General features: G+C 35.0%; 20 protein-coding genes. 17 read left to right on the top strand and 3 right to left on the bottom strand.

Annotated features, from left to right (window positions below):
* Positions 1 to 12: 12 nt before the first annotated feature.
* The 10 genes from ACTWP4_RS00260 (at position 13) to ACTWP4_RS00215 (ending at position 11052) form a co-directional block, all read left to right on the top strand.
* Positions 13 to 402, top strand: coding sequence for a hypothetical protein (locus ACTWP4_RS00260; protein WP_443126754.1), 390 nt, complete (start codon positions 13 to 15; stop codon positions 400 to 402).
* Positions 403 to 485: 83 nt separating this feature from the next.
* Complete coding sequence (locus ACTWP4_RS00255) at positions 486 to 626, top strand: hypothetical protein (protein WP_443126753.1); 141 nt, start codon at positions 486 to 488, stop codon at positions 624 to 626.
* 14 nt (positions 627 to 640) lie between these two features.
* Positions 641 to 3397, top strand: a complete 2757-nt coding sequence (locus tag ACTWP4_RS00250) for a phage tail tape measure protein (RefSeq protein ID WP_443126752.1) — start codon at positions 641 to 643, stop codon at positions 3395 to 3397.
* An 11-nt stretch (positions 3398 to 3408) separates the two neighbouring features.
* Positions 3409 to 4842 (top strand): distal tail protein Dit, encoded by a 1434-nt coding sequence (locus tag ACTWP4_RS00245; RefSeq protein WP_443126751.1) that lies wholly within the window; start codon positions 3409 to 3411, stop codon positions 4840 to 4842.
* A gap of 11 nt (positions 4843 to 4853) precedes the next feature.
* Positions 4854 to 8459: a phage tail spike protein gene (locus ACTWP4_RS00240; RefSeq protein WP_443126750.1), complete on the top strand. Its 3606-nt coding sequence runs from the start codon at positions 4854 to 4856 to the stop codon at positions 8457 to 8459.
* Positions 8456 to 8902, top strand: a complete 447-nt coding sequence (locus ACTWP4_RS00235; RefSeq protein WP_443126749.1) for a hypothetical protein — start codon at positions 8456 to 8458, stop codon at positions 8900 to 8902. The genes ACTWP4_RS00240 and ACTWP4_RS00235 overlap by 4 nt, the downstream gene beginning before the upstream one ends.
* Complete coding sequence (locus tag ACTWP4_RS00230; protein WP_443126748.1) at positions 8902 to 9120, top strand: hypothetical protein; 219 nt, start codon at positions 8902 to 8904, stop codon at positions 9118 to 9120. Before ACTWP4_RS00235 ends, ACTWP4_RS00230 begins: the two co-directional genes overlap by 1 nt.
* 73 nt (positions 9121 to 9193) lie before the next feature.
* Positions 9194 to 9748 (top strand): MltR family transcriptional regulator, encoded by a 555-nt coding sequence (locus tag ACTWP4_RS00225; protein ID WP_443126747.1) that lies wholly within the window; start codon positions 9194 to 9196, stop codon positions 9746 to 9748.
* Between the two features lie 115 nt (positions 9749 to 9863).
* A complete protein-coding gene (locus ACTWP4_RS00220) occupies positions 9864 to 10295 on the top strand; it encodes a phage holin family protein (RefSeq protein WP_443126746.1) in 432 nt (143 codons plus the stop codon).
* Between the two features lies 1 nt (position 10296).
* The gene (locus ACTWP4_RS00215) at positions 10297 to 11052 is read left to right on the top strand and encodes a M23 family metallopeptidase (protein ID WP_443126745.1); all 756 of its coding nucleotides are present in this window, start codon (positions 10297 to 10299) and stop codon (positions 11050 to 11052) included.
* An 84-nt stretch (positions 11053 to 11136) separates the two neighbouring features.
* On the opposite strand, the gene ACTWP4_RS00210 is transcribed toward ACTWP4_RS00215, so the two are convergent.
* Positions 11137 to 12030, bottom strand: coding sequence for a hypothetical protein (locus tag ACTWP4_RS00210; RefSeq protein WP_443126744.1), 894 nt, complete (start codon positions 12028 to 12030; stop codon positions 11137 to 11139).
* A gap of 673 nt (positions 12031 to 12703) precedes the next feature.
* Between ACTWP4_RS00210 and ACTWP4_RS00205 the strand changes: the two genes are divergently transcribed.
* The gene (locus ACTWP4_RS00205; protein WP_443126743.1) at positions 12704 to 13708 is read left to right on the top strand and encodes a DUF3231 family protein; all 1005 of its coding nucleotides are present in this window, start codon (positions 12704 to 12706) and stop codon (positions 13706 to 13708) included.
* Between the two features lie 207 nt (positions 13709 to 13915).
* Here ACTWP4_RS00205 and ACTWP4_RS00200 read toward each other — a convergent pair whose 3' ends face one another.
* Together ACTWP4_RS00200 and ACTWP4_RS00195 are read right to left on the bottom strand one after the other, a co-directional pair.
* A complete protein-coding gene (locus tag ACTWP4_RS00200; protein ID WP_443126742.1) occupies positions 13916 to 14290 on the bottom strand; it encodes a hypothetical protein in 375 nt (124 codons plus the stop codon).
* A complete protein-coding gene (locus ACTWP4_RS00195; RefSeq protein ID WP_443126741.1) occupies positions 14278 to 14601 on the bottom strand; it encodes a YolD-like family protein in 324 nt (107 codons plus the stop codon). Before ACTWP4_RS00195 ends, ACTWP4_RS00200 begins: the two co-directional genes overlap by 13 nt.
* 147 nt (positions 14602 to 14748) lie before the next feature.
* On the opposite strand from ACTWP4_RS00195, the gene ACTWP4_RS00190 reads away from it, so the two are divergent.
* The 6 genes from ACTWP4_RS00190 to ACTWP4_RS00165 all read left to right on the top strand — a co-directional run bounded on the left by ACTWP4_RS00190 (position 14749) and on the right by ACTWP4_RS00165 (position 18895).
* A complete protein-coding gene (locus tag ACTWP4_RS00190) occupies positions 14749 to 15003 on the top strand; it encodes a hypothetical protein (protein ID WP_443126740.1) in 255 nt (84 codons plus the stop codon).
* An 80-nt stretch (positions 15004 to 15083) separates the two neighbouring features.
* Positions 15084 to 15611: a hypothetical protein gene (locus ACTWP4_RS00185; protein WP_443126739.1), complete on the top strand. Its 528-nt coding sequence runs from the start codon at positions 15084 to 15086 to the stop codon at positions 15609 to 15611.
* A 1171-nt stretch (positions 15612 to 16782) separates the two neighbouring features.
* Positions 16783 to 16887: a YjcZ family sporulation protein gene (locus tag ACTWP4_RS00180; protein ID WP_089741197.1), complete on the top strand. Its 105-nt coding sequence runs from the start codon at positions 16783 to 16785 to the stop codon at positions 16885 to 16887.
* A 221-nt stretch (positions 16888 to 17108) separates the two neighbouring features.
* A complete protein-coding gene (gene map, locus ACTWP4_RS00175) occupies positions 17109 to 17870 on the top strand; it encodes a type I methionyl aminopeptidase (protein ID WP_443126738.1) in 762 nt (253 codons plus the stop codon).
* Between the two features lie 21 nt (positions 17871 to 17891).
* The gene (locus ACTWP4_RS00170) at positions 17892 to 18605 is read left to right on the top strand and encodes an AzlC family ABC transporter permease (RefSeq protein ID WP_443126737.1); all 714 of its coding nucleotides are present in this window, start codon (positions 17892 to 17894) and stop codon (positions 18603 to 18605) included.
* Entirely contained in the window at positions 18602 to 18895 is a 294-nt protein-coding gene (locus ACTWP4_RS00165) for an AzlD domain-containing protein (protein ID WP_443126736.1), read from the top strand. The genes ACTWP4_RS00170 and ACTWP4_RS00165 overlap by 4 nt, the downstream gene beginning before the upstream one ends.
* The last annotated feature ends 11 nt before the right edge of the window (positions 18896 to 18906 follow it).

Here is an 18906-nt window from a genome sequence, read left to right as displayed (position 1 = left end):
GAGGAAACATGAATGGCTAAACTTAGTGATTTAGTAAATGTGAATATAAGCAGGAATACCATTAGGATACAAGGAGTGGATATTCCTGTTATTTTTACGTTTGAAAGCTTTCCATATGTGGAGGAAGCATATGGGAAACCATATCATATTTTTGAAAAAGATTTAAATATGATGCTAAAAAAAGGAAAAGTAACAATAGGAAAAAAAGAAATTAAATTAATGAATGCTCTTATTTACGCAATGGTGAAATCGGGTGGTACGGATTGCACCCCATATGAAATTAAGTCATCAATTCCTCTTTCTGATTTACCAGGTGTATTTGAAGTAGCATTTAATATATTTGGTAATCAAAATTTCCAAATATCAGATCAAGAAAAACTAAAAACCGAAAAAAAAAATTAGGTAAAGCAAATGTTGAGTCTCAATCCCCCGAACTGGATTGGGACTTTTATTTTTATGTTGGAAACACGCTATTAGGTTGGAGCATGGAAACATTTTGGAATGTAACTCCTAATCATTTTTTGAAACAGTATATTATGCATCTGAAATATAACAATCCAGATGCATTAAAAGATGGAGGAACAGAAAAGCAAGTATATACATTAGACGAAACACCTTTCTTATAGAAAGAGGTGAGGTTATGCCTGATAAGGAAAAGAATGTTGTCCTCAATTTTAAAATGGATGGACAAGTACAATATGCGGATACACTAAAAGACATCAATAGAGTAATGAATGTCGCGGCTAAAGAGTATAAAAATCATATTGCAGCTATGGGTAAGGATGCAAAAGCAACTGATAAGTTAGCAGCTGAAAAGAAAAAGCTAGATATTCAGATGGAAGGCGCCCAAAAGCGAACAAAAATGTTACGTGATGAGTACGAGGCTATGGCGAAAGATACCAATACTTCTACAGCAGAATTGGAAAAGATGTATGGGAAATTATTAGATTCAGAGCGTGCAGAAATCGCATTGCAAAAATCATTAGATCGAGTAAATGATGGTCTATCTGATCAAGCACAAGAAGCACGTGAAGCACAAGATAATTTGGATAAATTGAAACAAGAAAGCAAAGTCTTAGAATCAGAACAAAAGAATTTAACTTCATCTTTTAAATTACAAAATGCTGAATTAGATAAAAATGCAAGTGAATCAGAAAGAACGGAACTTGCGCAGAAACAATTACAATCACAAATGAAAATGACTGAACGTACCGTTAAAAATTTGGAGCAACAACTTGAACAAACAAAGAAAGTTTACGGTAAAAATTCAGTAGAAGTAAATAAATTAGAAACAAAAATAAATGATGCCAGGACAACTATTTCTAAGTTTGCCAAATCATTAGATGGTATTGAGGATAGTAGTGATATTGCAGGAGATGGTTTAGAGGAATTAGGTAACAAAATGGATCTAAACAACTTAATTGAAGCTACTGAATTGCTACAAGGTATTTCTGATAAGTTACTTGAACTTGGCCAGGCATCTTTTGATAGTGCAATGGAAATCGGAAATTCACAAACAAACTTACAAGCAAATTTAGGTTTAACGGCAGATGAAGCTGAAAACTTAAATGATGTAGTAGATCAAGTGTTTAGAAACGGTGTAGTTGGATCCATCGAGGAAGCTACTGGAGCGATAATTATTGCTAAACAAACATTTGAAGATTTGAATAATGTTGATTTAGAAAATATTACTAACAAATTGATCGCAATCGCAAAACGTACTGAAACAGAAGTACAGGAAAACATACGTGGTGCTGAACAATTAATGAATGGTTTTGGGTTAACTGCAGAAGAAGCTCTCGATTTTATTGCATCCAGTTATCAGAATGGACTTAATCGGAGCGATGATTTCATGGATACATTAGTAGAATATGCACCTTTGTTTGAACAAGCTGGATTTAGTGCAGATCAAATGCTTCAAGTTATGCAAAATGGTCTAGAAAACGGAGCAAGGAATACTGACTTGGTTGCGGATGCTGTTAAAGAATTACAAATTCGAATGGGCGATGGAACATTTGAAGATTCGCTTGAAAACTTTTCAGATGGAACAGAAAAAGCATTTAATAAGTGGAAAGATGGAGAAGCAACGGTTGCAGATGTAGCAATATCCGTACAAAAAGATTTAGAAAAAATGTCACCATCCGACCAACAAGAAGCTCTATCTTCTATATCCACACAATTTGAAGATTTAGGTATTAATGCGAGTGCTAGTTTATTTAAAGTAGGAGCTGCGTTTGATGATACTAATGGAAAAGCTGACGAAATGGCTCAAAAATCACCAGGAGAAAAATGGGAATCATCAATTCGAGAATTACAAACAACATTACTTCCACTTGGCGAGCAGTTAACTGAAATTGCTCAGGATGTTTTGCCACCAATAGTGAGTGGACTGGGGAAGATGAATGATTGGTTTTCAAAATTACCTGGTCCTTTACAAACATTTGTTACAGTGTTTGGAGCATTAATTGCTATTGCAACGATAGCTATTCCAGTAATTTTAGGTGTTGCAGCTGCCGTTACAGCATTACAAATACCATTATTACCAATTATTGCGATTGTGTTAGCAATAGCAGCAGCGATAGCAGGATTAGTTGTTATCATAAAAAATTGGGGTGCTATAACGGATTGGCTCGGTGAAAAGTGGGAACAATTTGTCACCTGGATCATTGAAATTATGGAAAATATAAAAAATGTATTTTCAGCAGCGTTGAATTGGATAGATGAAAAAACAGGTGGAAAATTCAAGTCTATCACTGATGGAATACGAAAATATATGGATATGACATTAAAAAACATTAAACGAATTTTGCGATTTGTGAAGGATACCTTCAAAAATGGACTAGCTTTCTTAAAGGCACTGGTTACTGGTGACTTTGAGGGGATGTGGAAAGCAGTCAAAGATCAGATGGGTAATATAGAAGATACGGTTGGTGACATATTGGGAAATGTGATCGACTTTTTCAAAGGTATTGATCTTTGGGAGATGGGCAAAGACATCATTGCTGGCTTTATTCGTGGCTTTAAATCACTAGATATTCCTACTCCACATTTTAATATAACAGGTGACTTAGACTTAAATCCAGTTGGTGGTGTGAGTGTACCAAAGGTAAACGTTGATTGGAGAGCAAAGGGTGCTATATTTACTCAACCTACTATTTTTGGACAATATGGAGGTAGATTGCAAGGTGCAGGAGATGCGGGGCCAGAAGCTGCCTTGCCGTTAAATGATGACACATTAGGGGCAATTGGAAAAGGAATAGCAGCTACTATGGGTAGATTTAAAACACAAATCATTCAACTAGTTACACCGGATAGCCGAGTACTCGCTGAGATGGTGGTGGACGATGTGACAGAAATGCAAGATTTTAAGATTGAAAGAGATAGCTCATTTGAGTAGGGGGTGCAAATGTGAATTATTCTTTTAGTTTTAATGGAATTCGCAAAAATTTCGTTTTTTGTGATGATGAGGAGAAAAGGTATTCAGTATTTGCTCCTGTTACTAGAAATTTGTTAACTGTTGCAGGTAAAATTGGTGCTTATTTAGAAAGTACTGAAACGCAAGTAAGAATTATTGAACAACCTGTTTTTTTTCAAGGAATAGATGATGAAGAATTAAAAAGATTAGAGGAAGATATCGCTGGCTGGCTATTAACGGATAAACCAGTACCATTAGTATTTGACGATGAACCAAATAGAACTTATTTTGCAGTTGTTGATGGAAGTTTAGATGTAGAGGAATTATTACATGTTGGTCAAGGTACCATTACATTCATCTGTCCGGATCCATACAAATATGGACCTGAAAAACCATACACATTTCCGTCTGATTATGTAAGTTTAACAAACAAGGGGACTGCAAAATCACAACCTATCTTTGAGTTAGAAGTACTTGCACCTATTACATTTGCTATGCTTCAAAATCAAAATAATGAATACATGATGATCGGAAAACCTGTTGATGTAGATTCTATAGTCTTTCAAGAAAAAGAATTAATCTTACATGATCCAATGGATTCTTTAGTAGGCTGGACAGAGGGAACACAATTAGACAATGGTACTGTTTCCGGAACATTGAGTCCAAGTGGATCTGGATTTATAGTAACTGATTGGGGAGTAGAGGCTGGTACCGCTAAATGGTATGGCCCTGCTTTAAAGAAAAGTTTATCGGAGCAATTGCAAGATTTCCAAATAGATATTCGAGTACAAAACATTGATGCTGCTGAACAAGTGGGTCGAGTAGAAATGTACTTGTTAGATGTAAATGGTAATATCATTGGTCGTATTACATTAAAGGATGCTTGGGTAGGATTAAATCAAAATCGTGGTGAGGCTAGAGCTGGTAATGCAACGAATGGACATTATCTCCTTGATGATTCTTATGCAGGTTCTTGGCATGATTTTAGAGGTGTGTTAAGACTAGAACGAAAAGGCAATGAATGGACATCGTATGTCGCGAAAATAGACGATGAAGGAACGCATAGAGCGAGAGAAACCAGAAGGTTTACAGATACGGAAAATCTCTATCTGAATCAAGTAGCCCAAATACAAATATCTATTGCAAAGTTCGGGGATCACAATCCAACACAAGCATCTATTTATGATTTAAAAGTCTGGAAATTAAATGATCCAGCAGAAAATGAGATACCTTATATTGCTGATGTAGGCGACATCATTACATTTGATCATATAAATAAGTTAATTTTAATAAACGGTGAGCCTCGAAAAGATTTGAAACAATTTGGTGCTAGTTATTTTTATTTGGAGCCTGAGGAAAACAGGTTAATTCAAATGCCAAGTAATTCATTTAACACAAATGCACGATATCGAGAGCCGTATAGGTAGGGGGTGATTAGATGATACACATTACTGACCATCAAACGGATGTAATTTTGGATGATATTCCGGAAGATGCTTTTTGGCAAGATAAACATAAAAAGTCACTTAAAAGTAAACTTGAAACTTTTGATTTTATAACTTTTGCTGATAAGGTTTTTTCTGAATATCTGACTAAACAAAATCGTATCATTATCCCTGATGAAGATAACCAACTAATTGAGTTTTATATTATAAATACAAAAAAGTATAGAGACATAAAAGGTTTGCTAAAATGTGATGTTTACACTTCAGCATCTTATTTAACTTTGAAAACTGCAAAAGTAATAGACCCACATACCACGGATGCGCTAAGTGCCGAGTCACACGCTCAAATTGCTTTATCGGGTACAGAAGTGGAAGTTGGACGAGTAGATTTCAATGGTGTCAGAACGTTAACTTTCGATGAGCATACAAATCCATATGCATATTTGAAACGTATAGCATCCAAATTTGAACTTGAATTGCATTTTCGAGTTGAATCCAATGGAAACAAAATTGTTAGAAGATATGCTGATTTACTTGAACGTGTGGGGTCCTGGCAAGGAAGAGAAGCTGAATTTGGAAAAGATTTAGATTGTATCGAACGAAAAGAAAATTTTAAAAATATCGTAACTGCTTTGAAAGGTATTGGACCAATACGTGAAGATGAAACAAGGCTAGAAGTAATTGTTGAAGACAAAGAAGCTTTACAACGATGGAGTAGAAAAGGTCAACATATTATTAAAACCTACGAGCCACAGTCAACTGATCAAAACATGACTTTAGAGCGGTTAACCACTTTGACGGAAAACGAGTTAGAAAAACGTGTAAACAGTGTTATAGAGTATAAAGCGAATATTGTGGATCTAGAAAAGGTTATAGGTCTAGAGCATGAAAAAATCCGTTTTGGCGATACCATTAAAGTTAAAGATACCACGTTCAATCCACCTTTATATCTTGAAGCTAGGATTCATACTCAAGAAAGGTCGATTAAACGAAGTGGTAAGAAAACAGTACGGCTTGGTGATTACACAGAATACACGGAAGATGAAGTCAATGCCATCTGGAAAAGCCTGCAGAAACAAATTCAACAAAAAATCAGCATGACGGAACTTGAACAAGCAACTTATACACAAGAACAAATTGATACTAAAGACTCCACAGTACAAAGTAATGCTGAAGCTGATGCAACGCAAAAAGCGAATCAAGCGGAAACCAACGCTGAAACACATGCGGATACGGTAGCAAGTCAAGCTGAAAGCAATGCGAATAGTTACACAAATACGGTCAAATCACAAATCGATCAGGAATTATTGGACAAGGCAGATGTAAAGTATGTGGATGGTCAACTTACTTTGAAAGCGGACAGTAGTACGGTTAACACCCTAAACACAACTGTTAGTGATCTACAGACTGCGGTAGATGCTAATGATACTGAATTAGTAAATCAAGGTGGGAGAATAACCACTGTAGAAACTGATTTAGATACGGTAGAAGGCGACTTATCTATTGTAATAACAGATTTAAGTAACCTTGACGGAACAGTGCAACAGAATCAAACTGACATTAGTGCAAACACATCTGCTATTACATTAAAGGCAAGCCAAAGTGAAGTAGATGGTTTACAAAGCGATGTCACAAGCATAAGTAACCAGGTAAGTACATTGCAGGTTGATGTGAATGGTATCAGTGCAGATGTGAGTAGCGTTCAATCTACTGTAGACGGTCACACAACAGATATTAGTAGTCTCAATTCCAGTATGACTATACTTGAGGATGAAATAAGCACAAAAGTTGGTGCCACTTATGTAGATAATGCTGTTACAGACCTAAACACTATGACCAAGTTAAATGGGATCCAGTTAATTGATGATAGATACCAAGGTGATTTAGAAGCAGATCCATTCAAGACAGGTTCATACTCAATAATAGCCCCTCTATCGGGAAGCGGTACTAACTGGATTGAAACTATAGATTCTCAGGGGTTGAGGTCAGATTTTATCCCAATTAATATTTATAATCCGTATTACATTGAGTTAGAAGTTTATAATGAAGAAACCTCTAACGGCATTTTATATGTAGGGGTGGAGTTTTTTGACGAAAATAAGCAAAGTATGGGTCCGAATGAGCTCACCATGTATGCATTCTCAGATGGTTCATTACCTGTAAACACATGGGTTAAAAAAAGCGGTTTTGTTAATATTGGTAGTGGTACAAGGTCAGAGTCATCATTCGTAAGATTAAGGATATTAACTAGATGGAGTGGTAACACAGGTGTCACCTACTTACGTAATATCCAATTTAAGCAATTAGGTATTGGCAATGTTCTTGATCCACGTTTATCAACTGCGGAATCCGAAATCACACAATTAGCTGGAGAAATAGAATTAAAAGCTGAGGAATCAACTGTAACGAACCTTGAAACTAGAACCACAACTGCTGAACAAAACATTAGTGCGTTGGAAGGTGCGATTACATCTAAAGTTGAAGAATCGGTATTTAACAGCTTAGAAGGTCGTGTAGATACTGCGGAGTCCACTATCACACAGCATAGTAATCAAATTGCTTTAAAAGTAGATGAAGATGGTGTTATTGGAGCAATTAATCTATCCAGTGAAACTGCTAAAATACAAGCAGCCAATATAGAACTACAAGGCGCCGTAACAGTACTATCTAATATTACAGGTGATCTTGGTACCATCAATGCCGGTACTATTAACGGCGTCAATATAAACGGTTCTGCCTTTACTCAATCAGGTACCAACGGAACCATAACGCTAGATAATGATGGTTTTATTTTCGAAGGTACAAATAGTAGCATTGAAATGAACGTACACACAACTAGTGGCTATCATGGAGATATTGCCTCTTTGGTGTTCAAGGATGATATGGGCGCAAGGGCAATGGAAATATATCAATACTACACTGATGCAACAATAAGAGCGATTGGAGGTCTTGTTCTTGAAGGTGGAGAATTTGGTGTTCTAGTGGATGGTTCTAACGTGCAGGGTTCCACCTATGGTGTATTTTTGCGAGGTGGTGTAGATATTGATGGCACTACAGTTGTTAATTCATCTGGTAGATCATTGATAATGAAATCAGCAGCTACCGGTAATTTTGCCTCAACTTATGTTGATTTTCAAAATGCTGATGGAAATCGATTAGGTTATTTTGGTTTTGGTAGTGCTAACAACAATACATTTTATATCAACAATGCTACTGCTGGAGGCGTAGTGGTAACCAGTGATTTTAGTGTAACAGGATCAAAGTCCGCAATAGTAGACACAGACAATTATGGTGCTAGAAAGATGTATGCTTTAGAAACACCAGACAACCGATTTGTGGCATATACGGAACATGTTCTCGAAGAAGGAGAGCATGTTATTTTAATTGAGCCAATGTTTAGAGAAACCATATCAAATTATTTTGTAGTACCACACATACAAAATAGTGCTGAAGTTACGATCTTAGAGCGTCTGGAAAATAGCTTTAAGGTATTGGTAAGTGAACGAACAGCAGAAGTTGTATTTGAAGTCAATGGATTACGAAAAGGCTTTGAAGGTGTTTATATGGAGCAAGTAGAAAAAGAGGAGGAAGTAGCATGATTAAACTAAAAAATAAAGATTTACGTATTGTGAGTGACTTTTTGTTAAATTCGATCTCAGCAAAAGGCAAGAAGAATATTCACCGAATGAGGATTGTAGAAGCAATTAATGAACAAAGAAAAAAGTATGCACAGGAAGAAGAGTTGCTCTTAAAGGATTATTGTAAGCTTGATGAGCAAGGGGAATTAAAGCGAAACAATCAAGGCACGTTTGATGTAGTGGATAAGGGTAAAATGAAAGAATTAGCCGACCAGCGTGAATATTTACAAAATGAAGTACTTATCATTGATGATAAGAATTTAATAACTGCGTTTAAAACAGTAGAAAAGCTTGTAAATGAATATGATAAAGAATTAGTGGGGGAGCAGGCGCTCGCTCATTTTATTTTGTCTGAAGCATTTGAAAATAAGGAAGAAAAGGAACTTAAAGGAGGTGAAAACTAATGATTGTGTCAATTACAAATGTAAGCATGAATTATGAGCAAAATGAAGTTAAATCAGTAACCATTCAGTTTAAAGGGCAAACGGAAGACCGGACTATTCATGTGAATGGTCGCTTTTCCATTACATCTGAACAATACAACGAGAATTCTAACTTAGATGCATTGCAAGGAATCGTAAGACAGCATGTCGCTGATAAGATTATGGAAGGGTCTAACTAGTAGTTAGGCTCTTTTAATTTATTGCAGGAATTTCCTCCTTTTTGTCGAATTATGATAATTGGGAGGGAGATAAATGAATGAAATGGAAACAGAGTATGTACAAGCTCAATTAATTAAGTATTCTAATGAAAGAATGGAATTCTTAAGAAAGACAGAACATGAGGAAATATTAATGGTCATATTAAGGGTGCACATGTATGTAGAAAAAGAATTAATAGAAATTACAAATTTCTTCTTTAAATATCATGATAAATTAAATAACTATAGATTTATTAGTAGATTAAATTTACTCTATGCCTTAGGAGTAATAGAAAAAGAGTTATACGATCCCATTTCTCGACTAAACCAATTAAGAAATGATATCAGTCATCAATTAGAGTATAAATTCTCAGAGAAGGAATACCAAAAACTTTATCAAAGCTTAAGTGGTAAAATATTATTTGAGTTCAAGAAAATATTGAAAGAGAAAGACAGGGAATTAGATTATATTTCTAAAACTAAGGAATTATTGTCTACTATTTGGACAGATGTAAAAGCTTCTGCTTTGACTTCTTGTTTCACAATGGAGAGACTTGGTTCAGATTATATCGTAAAAGCAAGTGAAGAAATAGAGAAGTTTTTAAAATGAACAAGTAAATATTTATTAAATAGCTATATAGCATCTCAACAAGAGGTGCTTTTTAAATACCCAAAAATAGATAGAAGGGGGTCACACTTATTATGAATAAGGAGATGAACAGAAGATGGGAGATGTTAATATCGAACACTTAGAAGCTGCAAGAATGTATCTTTTCGGAGATGTGAAGTTCTTGCATTTATTATTGTTGTTGATGGCATTGGATGTAGTAACTGGAATCTTTAAAGCAATTAGAAATGGAAAGCTGTGGTCACGTAAATCACTGTTTGGATATGCTCGCAAATTGCTTATCCTGGTAGTAATCATTTTGGCAAACGTGGTAGATCAAATACTTGGACTTAATGGTGCAGTCACTTATGCGACTGTGCTTTTTTATATTGCGAACGAAGGTCTAAGTATTGTGGAAAATCTAGCTGAGGTTGGTGTACTCGTGCCATCTGGATTAGCTGAAAAATTAAGAGCAATTGACAAAGACAATAGTACAGGCATCACCCAAGAAATTAGAACTGAGTTTAATGATAAAGAGGAGGAAAAATAATATGGCAACATTCAAATGGCCAACAGACACAAAGCGTATTACCAGTAAATTCAGAACATCATCAAGACCAGATCATAGCGGTGTGGATATTGCAGAGGGTGGTTATCAGCCAATCTACGCTATTGCAGAGGGCACCGTCACAAAGTCGTATACCTCAGATAGCTATGGAGAAGTCATTTTCATTAAGCACATTGTTCATGGCGACACATATGAAAGTGTTTGTGCTCACATGAAAAGAGGTTCTAGAACAGTCTTTCCGGGTGATCGAGTAAGGAAAGGTCAACAGATCGGTATTATGGGGAATACTGGACATTCAACTGGTAAGCATTTGCACTTTGAATTACACAAGGGTAGATGGAATTACGCTAAGTCTAACGCTGTTGATCCACTTAATTATTTAGAAAAGAATTTATATGAAGCTAGTCTCACGGTAGATGGTAAGTGGGGTAATGCAACTACTACCGCATTGCAAAAATATCTAGCTACTACAGTAGATGGTATTATAAGTGATCAAGTACACAACAGCGTAACAAACGCTTTTTATGGCACGACTATTGATTTTGGTAGTGGCAAAAAAGGAAGCATGGTAATTAAAGCCTTGCAACGTCTTATAGGTGTTAATGATGATGGATTACTTGGACCAATTACAATTGGAGCTTTACAAAAGTATCTTGGTACTGTTTATGATAAAAAGTTAAGCAGGCCATCACTAGTAGTAAAAGAACTACAACGCAGACTTAATAAAGGTACACTTTAATACTAAAATTAATTAAAAATCTATTTATGTAAAACGATAGTAAAATTAAATCAATAAAGCACCGGCGGGAAAACCGGTGCTTTTTTAAAAGTATCCTTCAGCAATTTCCGAAATGGTGTTAAGTATAAAGTGACAATCGCTTTTAACTATCTTCCCTGGACTAGTGTGAGATGCTAAATTTCTAACTTTATAGCAAACATCTATTCTTCCTTTTAATTTGTAATTAATTATCCCATTAGCTTTTAACCTTTCTCCCAATCCATCCAACATTGTTGAGTCACTATCTTTAATTTTCACACCATTTCTTTGTAATAACAATTTGCAGACTGTTTCTAAGCATACACCAAGTGTTGCACATGCCGGTAAATACAAAGAAAAATCATAAGCTGCAATAGCTTGATCTAACTGATATGAGAAATCTTCATCATTAATACGATTAATAATTGGATTAAGATCAAGTTCTGAATAGGCATACCTAGCAGCATTTTTTGCGTAAAAAGATTGCGGCTTATTATTGTGAGATTGAAATTCGACTGTTTCTTTGGTTAATAGCGATTCTGCGTTTCTTTTGTACAACTCCTTAGCAAAATCGTCTACTTCTTCTAGGTTTGTAGGGATATATATATCACAAATAATATCACCTTTTGAAACATCCTCTAAATATTCTAATAATATATCTCTTTGGGTCTTCTCAAAAAATGGAGTATCAAAATGATAATATTTTAAGTCAGTTAAATCTAATTCTAAAATGCTAAAATTAGAGTTTCTACTAAAGACAAAATATAAATGATCGTTATGCTCAAAAAATTCTTTGTTAGTTGTCATCCTATACGCAGCTACATTAGCTTTATCGTAAAGCCTAAATACATCAGGATTTATTTCTAATAAATTTTTATATTTTAAATGAACCGTATTTTGATAGAGGTCAATGAAAGTATTAGCTAATTGTTCAGTAAATTTTGATGTAGGTAATAGCAATTTAATTCCTCCTTTGTTATAAAAAAGCACTTTAATCTAACTATTTCTACACCACTCAACAAAATTCCTGCAAAAATTACATATAAAATTTTCTTGTTGCATAATCTGCAAATAATGTGCTAAATACGCACACTGTATTGTCAAACCATAATTCTTCACTTACAATCTATGTAGACATAAAAAGAGACAGCATTCGTTAACAAAACTACTCTTGCCGGAGGTATTGTTAATAGCTGTCTAGGTTAAATATTATAATGTTATTTAATACAATCATACATTAAAAGTTGTGAAGTTCGCAACCTTATTATATCTTCTCTTTTTATGTCTAATAAATGGAGAAAGGCGGGGGAGCATGATCTTAGAAACGGAATATTTTAGATTAAAAATAAATGCAGGGTTTCTTACGATATTGTTTTTATGGGTAATTTCAATTGGTTTTATTTAAGTTAAAACGGACAAAAAAGCAGTGCCAAGATGAACACTGCATTCTCCATTATCCAACGCCCATCACTAATAAGTGGTGGGTTTTCTTTAAAATGAAAATGGACCGGTGTGGAACAACCGGTGCTAAAATTTTTAATTTATACTGTATGTACTACAAAAGCCCCTATCAGCTCAATAGTAATATTAATAAATTTTAATAGTTAGGGAAATATTAGAAAGAGGTGATTATATGGATAAAGAAGAATTAAAATTAACATCTGCTGAAATAGGGACATTATGGGGCGAATATGTAAATGGCACAGCCGTTGATATGGTAAATAAATATATGCTATCCATTATAGAAGATGAGAAGATAAAACTGCTGTTCGAAGACGCAATAAAGATATTTGATAAACAAATAAGCCAAATAAGACGATTCATTGAAAATGAAGATTTCCCAGTACCAGTTGGCTTTAATGAATCAGACCTTAACAAAGGAGCCAAAAGGTTATTTTCTGATATCTTCTGTTTGCACTATTTACATATTATGACACTACATGGTATACTAGGGCACTCAACATCACTTACTTCTTCTGTCAGGAAGGACTTGAGGCACTTTTATGATTCTTGTAGTAATGACGGGATGAGTATGTATCATCGAACAACTGAATTACTACTCGAAAAAGGGCATTTTCAAAGAGACCCGTACTTTTACCCAGAAGAGAATCCTGAATTTGTTTCAGGTCAGCAATTTATAGATGGTTTTTTTGGAGATAAGCGCCCTTTAGCGTCAACAGAAATTATTGCCCTATCACTTAATTTGAAAAAGAAAATAATGGAGAAATCTCTTTCCATTGGATTTAGTCAAGTTACACAATCAAAAGAGGTTAGAAAATTTTTAAAGAGCACGCAGAACGCTTCCGACCAGCAAATTCAATCACTAAGTAAAATACTAAAAGGAGATAACTTGCCTGTTCCCATGTCTTGGGAATCCGAGGTTACAATTTCCCAAGATTCTCCTTTTTCAGATAAGCTAATGTTGTATCACATTGGATTCTTGTTACAATCAGCCCAATCATATCACGGTGCAGGTCTAGCATCTGCCATGAGAATAGACCTAGTGACGAATTATGAAAAAATAATACTAAAAAATCTAATGATTACAAAAGAGTGGTTCAATTTAATGAGCAAAAATAAATGGTTAGAACAACCACCACTTGCTCCAAACAGAAAAGACCTTGCAAAAGATAAATAGCAAAGGTATTTTTCTTAAAATCCGCAGTGCCCTAAACGAGAACCACCGCCATTGCTCCAAGCCCATCACAATTAAGTGGTGGGTTTCATTTTCTATTTTGATTATGCTATAATTCCAAAGAAGGGAAACATATTCCCTTCTCATTGTGTTCAGTCCTTACCATTTACTACATACATGATACCCCTTGTTTGCTTTTGGTAAGGACTACTACACCGTCTCTCCTATATCAGCTTTTTCAAAAAACTCTTCAATAATCACCAGAACTTTCTTCCTTATAGCCGGATTAAAATAATTCCGTTTCTCCTCTTTACGTTTAGCGTAGAATGTATATTCCGTAAATTGATCTGTTTTATCCGTCTGCAGTACCTTTAAATTCTTCCTATGCATTTCCTGTTTCAACTCTCTTCTTTCCTCAACAGCTTTTCTTAGAACTGATTCCAGCAATGCGATATACGGTTCACTTATCTTAAATATATTATTGTTTCGTAATGTATTTAGATCTTTCTGGATTACTTCAATGGTCATAGACAAGAACAAATAACGGCTCGCTATATTAAATTCTTCTTCGGTTATATTTCGCATAAAGACAACTCCACAATATTATTAATTTCTAATTGATCAATTCCATCTGAAGTATTTATATAAAGAGAAGTACCTCTAATTTTATCGATGTAACCTTCTGCAGTATGCAGTCTAAAATTGCTCCAATAGACTATATCGATCTTTTGGTTATATTCCATTGCTTTATTTATTGTAATCTGCATACCCTCATACTGATCTTCACTAAGGATAGGCTTTTCTACTTTCAGTTCTTCTTCAAAAATATTGTGTAGCATCTCCATATGTTCTGGCATCATCATTGCTGTCCACTTTTTATTACCTCTTTCGATCATATAAAAATCACCTCATTAACAGGAACGTTTGTTCTTATTATACTCCCGAATATTAAGTTTATGCAAATTGTATTTCTTGGAAGGAATTTTACAATTTGTGTCGAAAGTAATAGTTAATAAGACACAGGAAGAGAGGAGGGAAGATACATGGAAAGCACACAAGATCGATATGAATTAAAAACATCTGTAGACGTCAATGATCATTCAATATTAATAAAGGTCTATGATCGTCGCTTGAAGAATAATTTCTTTTGCTTTGAGGAAGATGTAGAATACTTACAGGATGATGCACTACGTACTTACATACTTGAAAATATGTACGACATCAAAGCTGGAAAATATCATGTAGAACAATTTGAAGAATCAGCTCAAAAAGATTTTCCAAATATATTTAGAAGATAGAAATAAGGCACCTACATAAAAGTAGGTGTTTTTTCTCATGGAAATGTTGTAGAATAATGGAAGAAAGGGGAGAGGTTAGTTTGAAGAAATTATTAGTATTTTTATTATTAATTTTTGTTGTGGCTTGTTCTAGTGAGGACACTACTGGTGAGCAAACAGAAGCAGATAACAAAGATACGGAAGAGGCTGAAACAGAGGAAGTAGCGACTGGAGAAGAAGAAAAAGAAAACCTTTCTTGGCAGGAAAAAGTTAAGGAAGTAGCAAATAGTGATGGAACGGAAACGGAAAAACATGATGAAATTATGGGATATGCACGGGACTATGAAGCACAAGAAGAAGAAGTTCAGGAATTTACAGATTATATCATTAAAGAATTTAGAGAAGAAAAATACTTGATGGATATATCAAATCATGAGTACATGCTTGAAAATATATTTAAATCAGCTGTTATAGATTATTATTATGAGGAAGATGTACCGGAAAAATCTTTTGCTTTTGATTTTCTTCAGAACTCAAAATATAATTATCGTGGAGTAGAAACAATGGTAAGTGATGCAACAATAGAAAACGAAGAACAAATGCAAGCAACACTAGCAGAAATGGAATAAAAAAAGGCATCTACTTATTAAGTAGATGCCTTGTATATCCCTATCATATATCTACCCACGTATTAATTCTATCCCTCAAATATTCCCCCAAAAACTCCCCCAGTTACCTTCGTATTTATGCTGTATTATGCAATTGTGTTTTTTTGCAATATAGTAACAATGTGTTGTTTTAATAGGCTTTTGAAGGAATTAATGACGTATTTTGCTTTTTACTATTATTATAGTGTGAAAGATGTCTTTAAATAGTAATTCTCATATAGGGGGCTTTTTTAAAAAGTACCCCCAGAATTACCCCCACTCTACTTTAAACTGTCGATAAAAGCAGTCACCGCTTCAACTTCTAATTCTTGAAATGTGTGACCATAAATTTCATATATCATTTGTATTACCCAAGTTTTTTGAGGGGATACGCTGTAAATAGCCCAAAATGTTAATTGAATATATTTTGATTTTGAGGTACCTTGTGCATAATGTATTGTTGAAAGTTTACAGTATTTGCAACAAATGGAGAAGATGATCTATTAAGTAACAAGAAACAAGCGTCTAAGTAGGCGTATTTTTTTTGACAAAATCAGATGAAGAGGGAGTATAATCTCCCTCGAGCACTCTATAATATAGGGGGTTTTAAGTGCTTCTTATATTATACGATTAAAGTCAGATTTTGAAGGGGGTTGAGCAAGTCACAAACACAGAAAGAAGTTGAGGATATGGGGAAATGTATGAAAATGCTCCATTTGTTGATCTTGATTTGATTCTAAGATGGCTTTTCAGGTTTTGCAGTACAGGATAAATAATGATGTACAATATTGAAAAGTTATCACACGACATTTTAAATAATTGGAATATCATTTCTCTGTTCAACCAGCTGTATTTATTATTTCACTAATTATCATAATTACTTTAATAATGTTTCAGCTAATTAAAAGCATTAAAAATAAAAAAGACTGATTTGTTTATTTGATTTATAGTTTTGTGGAGACCATCCAAGTTAGGTGTGGATAGGAATAGGGAAAAGAAAAGTTCTCCCTATTCCTTATGTCTATTTTCTTGACATAATATCAGTGTGAAAGATGTCTTTAAATAGGTAATCACCCATTTTAGAAAATAACACTGACCATTTCCTTTCCTTTTACATAGTTTATAAGTGTAAGTATTATAAGGAGGGATATAGATGGGTGCACAACAATATGGATACGGTTCAGGTTTTGCGCTAATCGTCGTGTTGTTTATTCTCTTAATCATCATTGGTGCTTCTTGGGGATACGGCGGATATTAATCCAAAAATTGGGCTGTCTTAAAAGATGGCCTGACCAAAAACAAACCCGTTTCATTATAAATGAAACGGGTTATTTGTTTTTTTAAAACGGACAGTCATGGGAAGAATCATAAGTTCAATTACTTATATTAGAGAGCATTTTCTTACACATCTTTTTAGGAAAATATGATAAACTTTATAGAGATGAATTTTGGTAAAGGATTTTAGAAAGGAAGTTTTAAATGATCACTAGAAAAAGCAAACGTGAAATAGAAATGATGCATGAAGCTGGTAAATTACTGGCGCGCTGTCATAAAGAAATTGCAAAGAGAATTAAACCTGGGGTGACAACTAAAGAAATTGACGCATTTGTTGAATCCTTTTTAGCAGAACATGGAGCAACTCCAGAACAAAAAGGATACAATGACTACCCATATGCGACTTGTGCATCTGTAAACGATGAAATCTGCCATGGTTTTCCACGTGATGAAAAGCTAACGAATGGTGATATCGTCACAGTTGATATGGTTGTCAATCTTAATGGTGGACTGGCAGATTCTGCATGGACATATGTAGTCGGTGAACCGGATGAAAAGACCGAAAAATTATTAGAAGTGACAAAAACTTCTCTTTATAAAGGAATTGAACAAGCAATGCCAGGAAATCGAATCGGTGACATTGGCCATGCTATTCAACAATATGCAGAAGAGGAAGGCTTTTCCGTTGTCCGCGAGTTTACAGGACATGGCATTGGTCCAACGATTCATGAAGATCCGCAAATCCCGCATTTTGGTTTAGCAGGAAAAGGTCCACGTCTTAAAGAAGGCATGGTCATCACAATTGAGCCAATGATTAATGAAGGTGCATGGCAAAGTAAAATGGATGATAACAATTGGACTGCACGGACAGTCGATGGGGAACGTTCTGCACAGTTCGAACATACATTAGTGATTGCTAAAGAAGGTCCGATTATCTTAACAGACCAAGACAATCTCGAAGATTAAGATAAAGGAGCAACTATTGTAATGGGCCTAGAGGAGAAACAATGGATAAAGATGCAAATAAGAGATGGGTTCATTGCTGGTTCACCAATTGTTGTAGGCTATTTACCGATAGCAATTGCTTATGGAGTTCTAGCAAAGCAAGCAGGCATGACATTACTGGAGCTTACTGGCATGAGTCTACTTGTCTATGCTGGTGCAGCACAATTTATGGGCGCTGGAATGATTGGGCTTGGAGTCAGCGCTCTGGAAATTATCATTGCCACGTTCGTATTAAATTTCCGCCATTTTGTGATGAGCTTATCTTTTATTAATCAAATAAAGCATTATGCACTGAATTGGAAATTTGGGTTGTCATTAGGTTTAACTGATGAAACCTTTTCCGTTTCATCGATTTATAAAAAACAGGGTGATCAGGCGTATGGCTACTTTTTCTATGGAACGATTATGCTTACTTCCTATCTGTCATGGGTATTTGGCTCGTTCCTTGGTGGAGTGCTTGGGGATATTATTCCTCAAAACTTAAGTCAGAGCATGGGTGTGGCGTTATATGCCATGTTTATTGGATTATTGATTCCTCCTATACGAAAATATAAACGGATCGCTGTAATTAGTATTGCTGCAATGCTGATCAATTATCTAGTGAGCCCCTACATAGGAGATGGCTGGGGAATTGTTGTAGGAACCGTTCTAGGGGCCTTTATCGGTATTTTCGTTTTAGAGGAGGAGAGATTATGATTTGGGTCATTATTATTGGAATGGCACTTGTTACAGTTATTCCTCGAATAATTCCGGCCTTTATCGTTGATTTAATTCAATTTCCGGATTGGGTGAATAAGTGGTTGCAAGCGATTCCATATGCGGCGTTAGGTGCGCTTATTTTCCCGGGGATTATGACAGTGGTACCAGAAAAACCATATATTGGAGTGATAGCAGGTGTTGTGGCAATTGGACTTGCTTGGCTCCGGATCCATGTTATTTTAGTTGTATTAAGTGCGATTTTAACAGTATTTCTTTTAACAATCTAAATGTTAGGGTG

Origin of the sequence: Gracilibacillus sp. D59, from assembly GCF_052246695.1 — a bacterium.
Lineage (GTDB): Bacteria > Bacillota > Bacilli > Bacillales > Amphibacillaceae > Gracilibacillus.
This window is presented reverse-complemented; position numbering and strand designations above follow the sequence as displayed.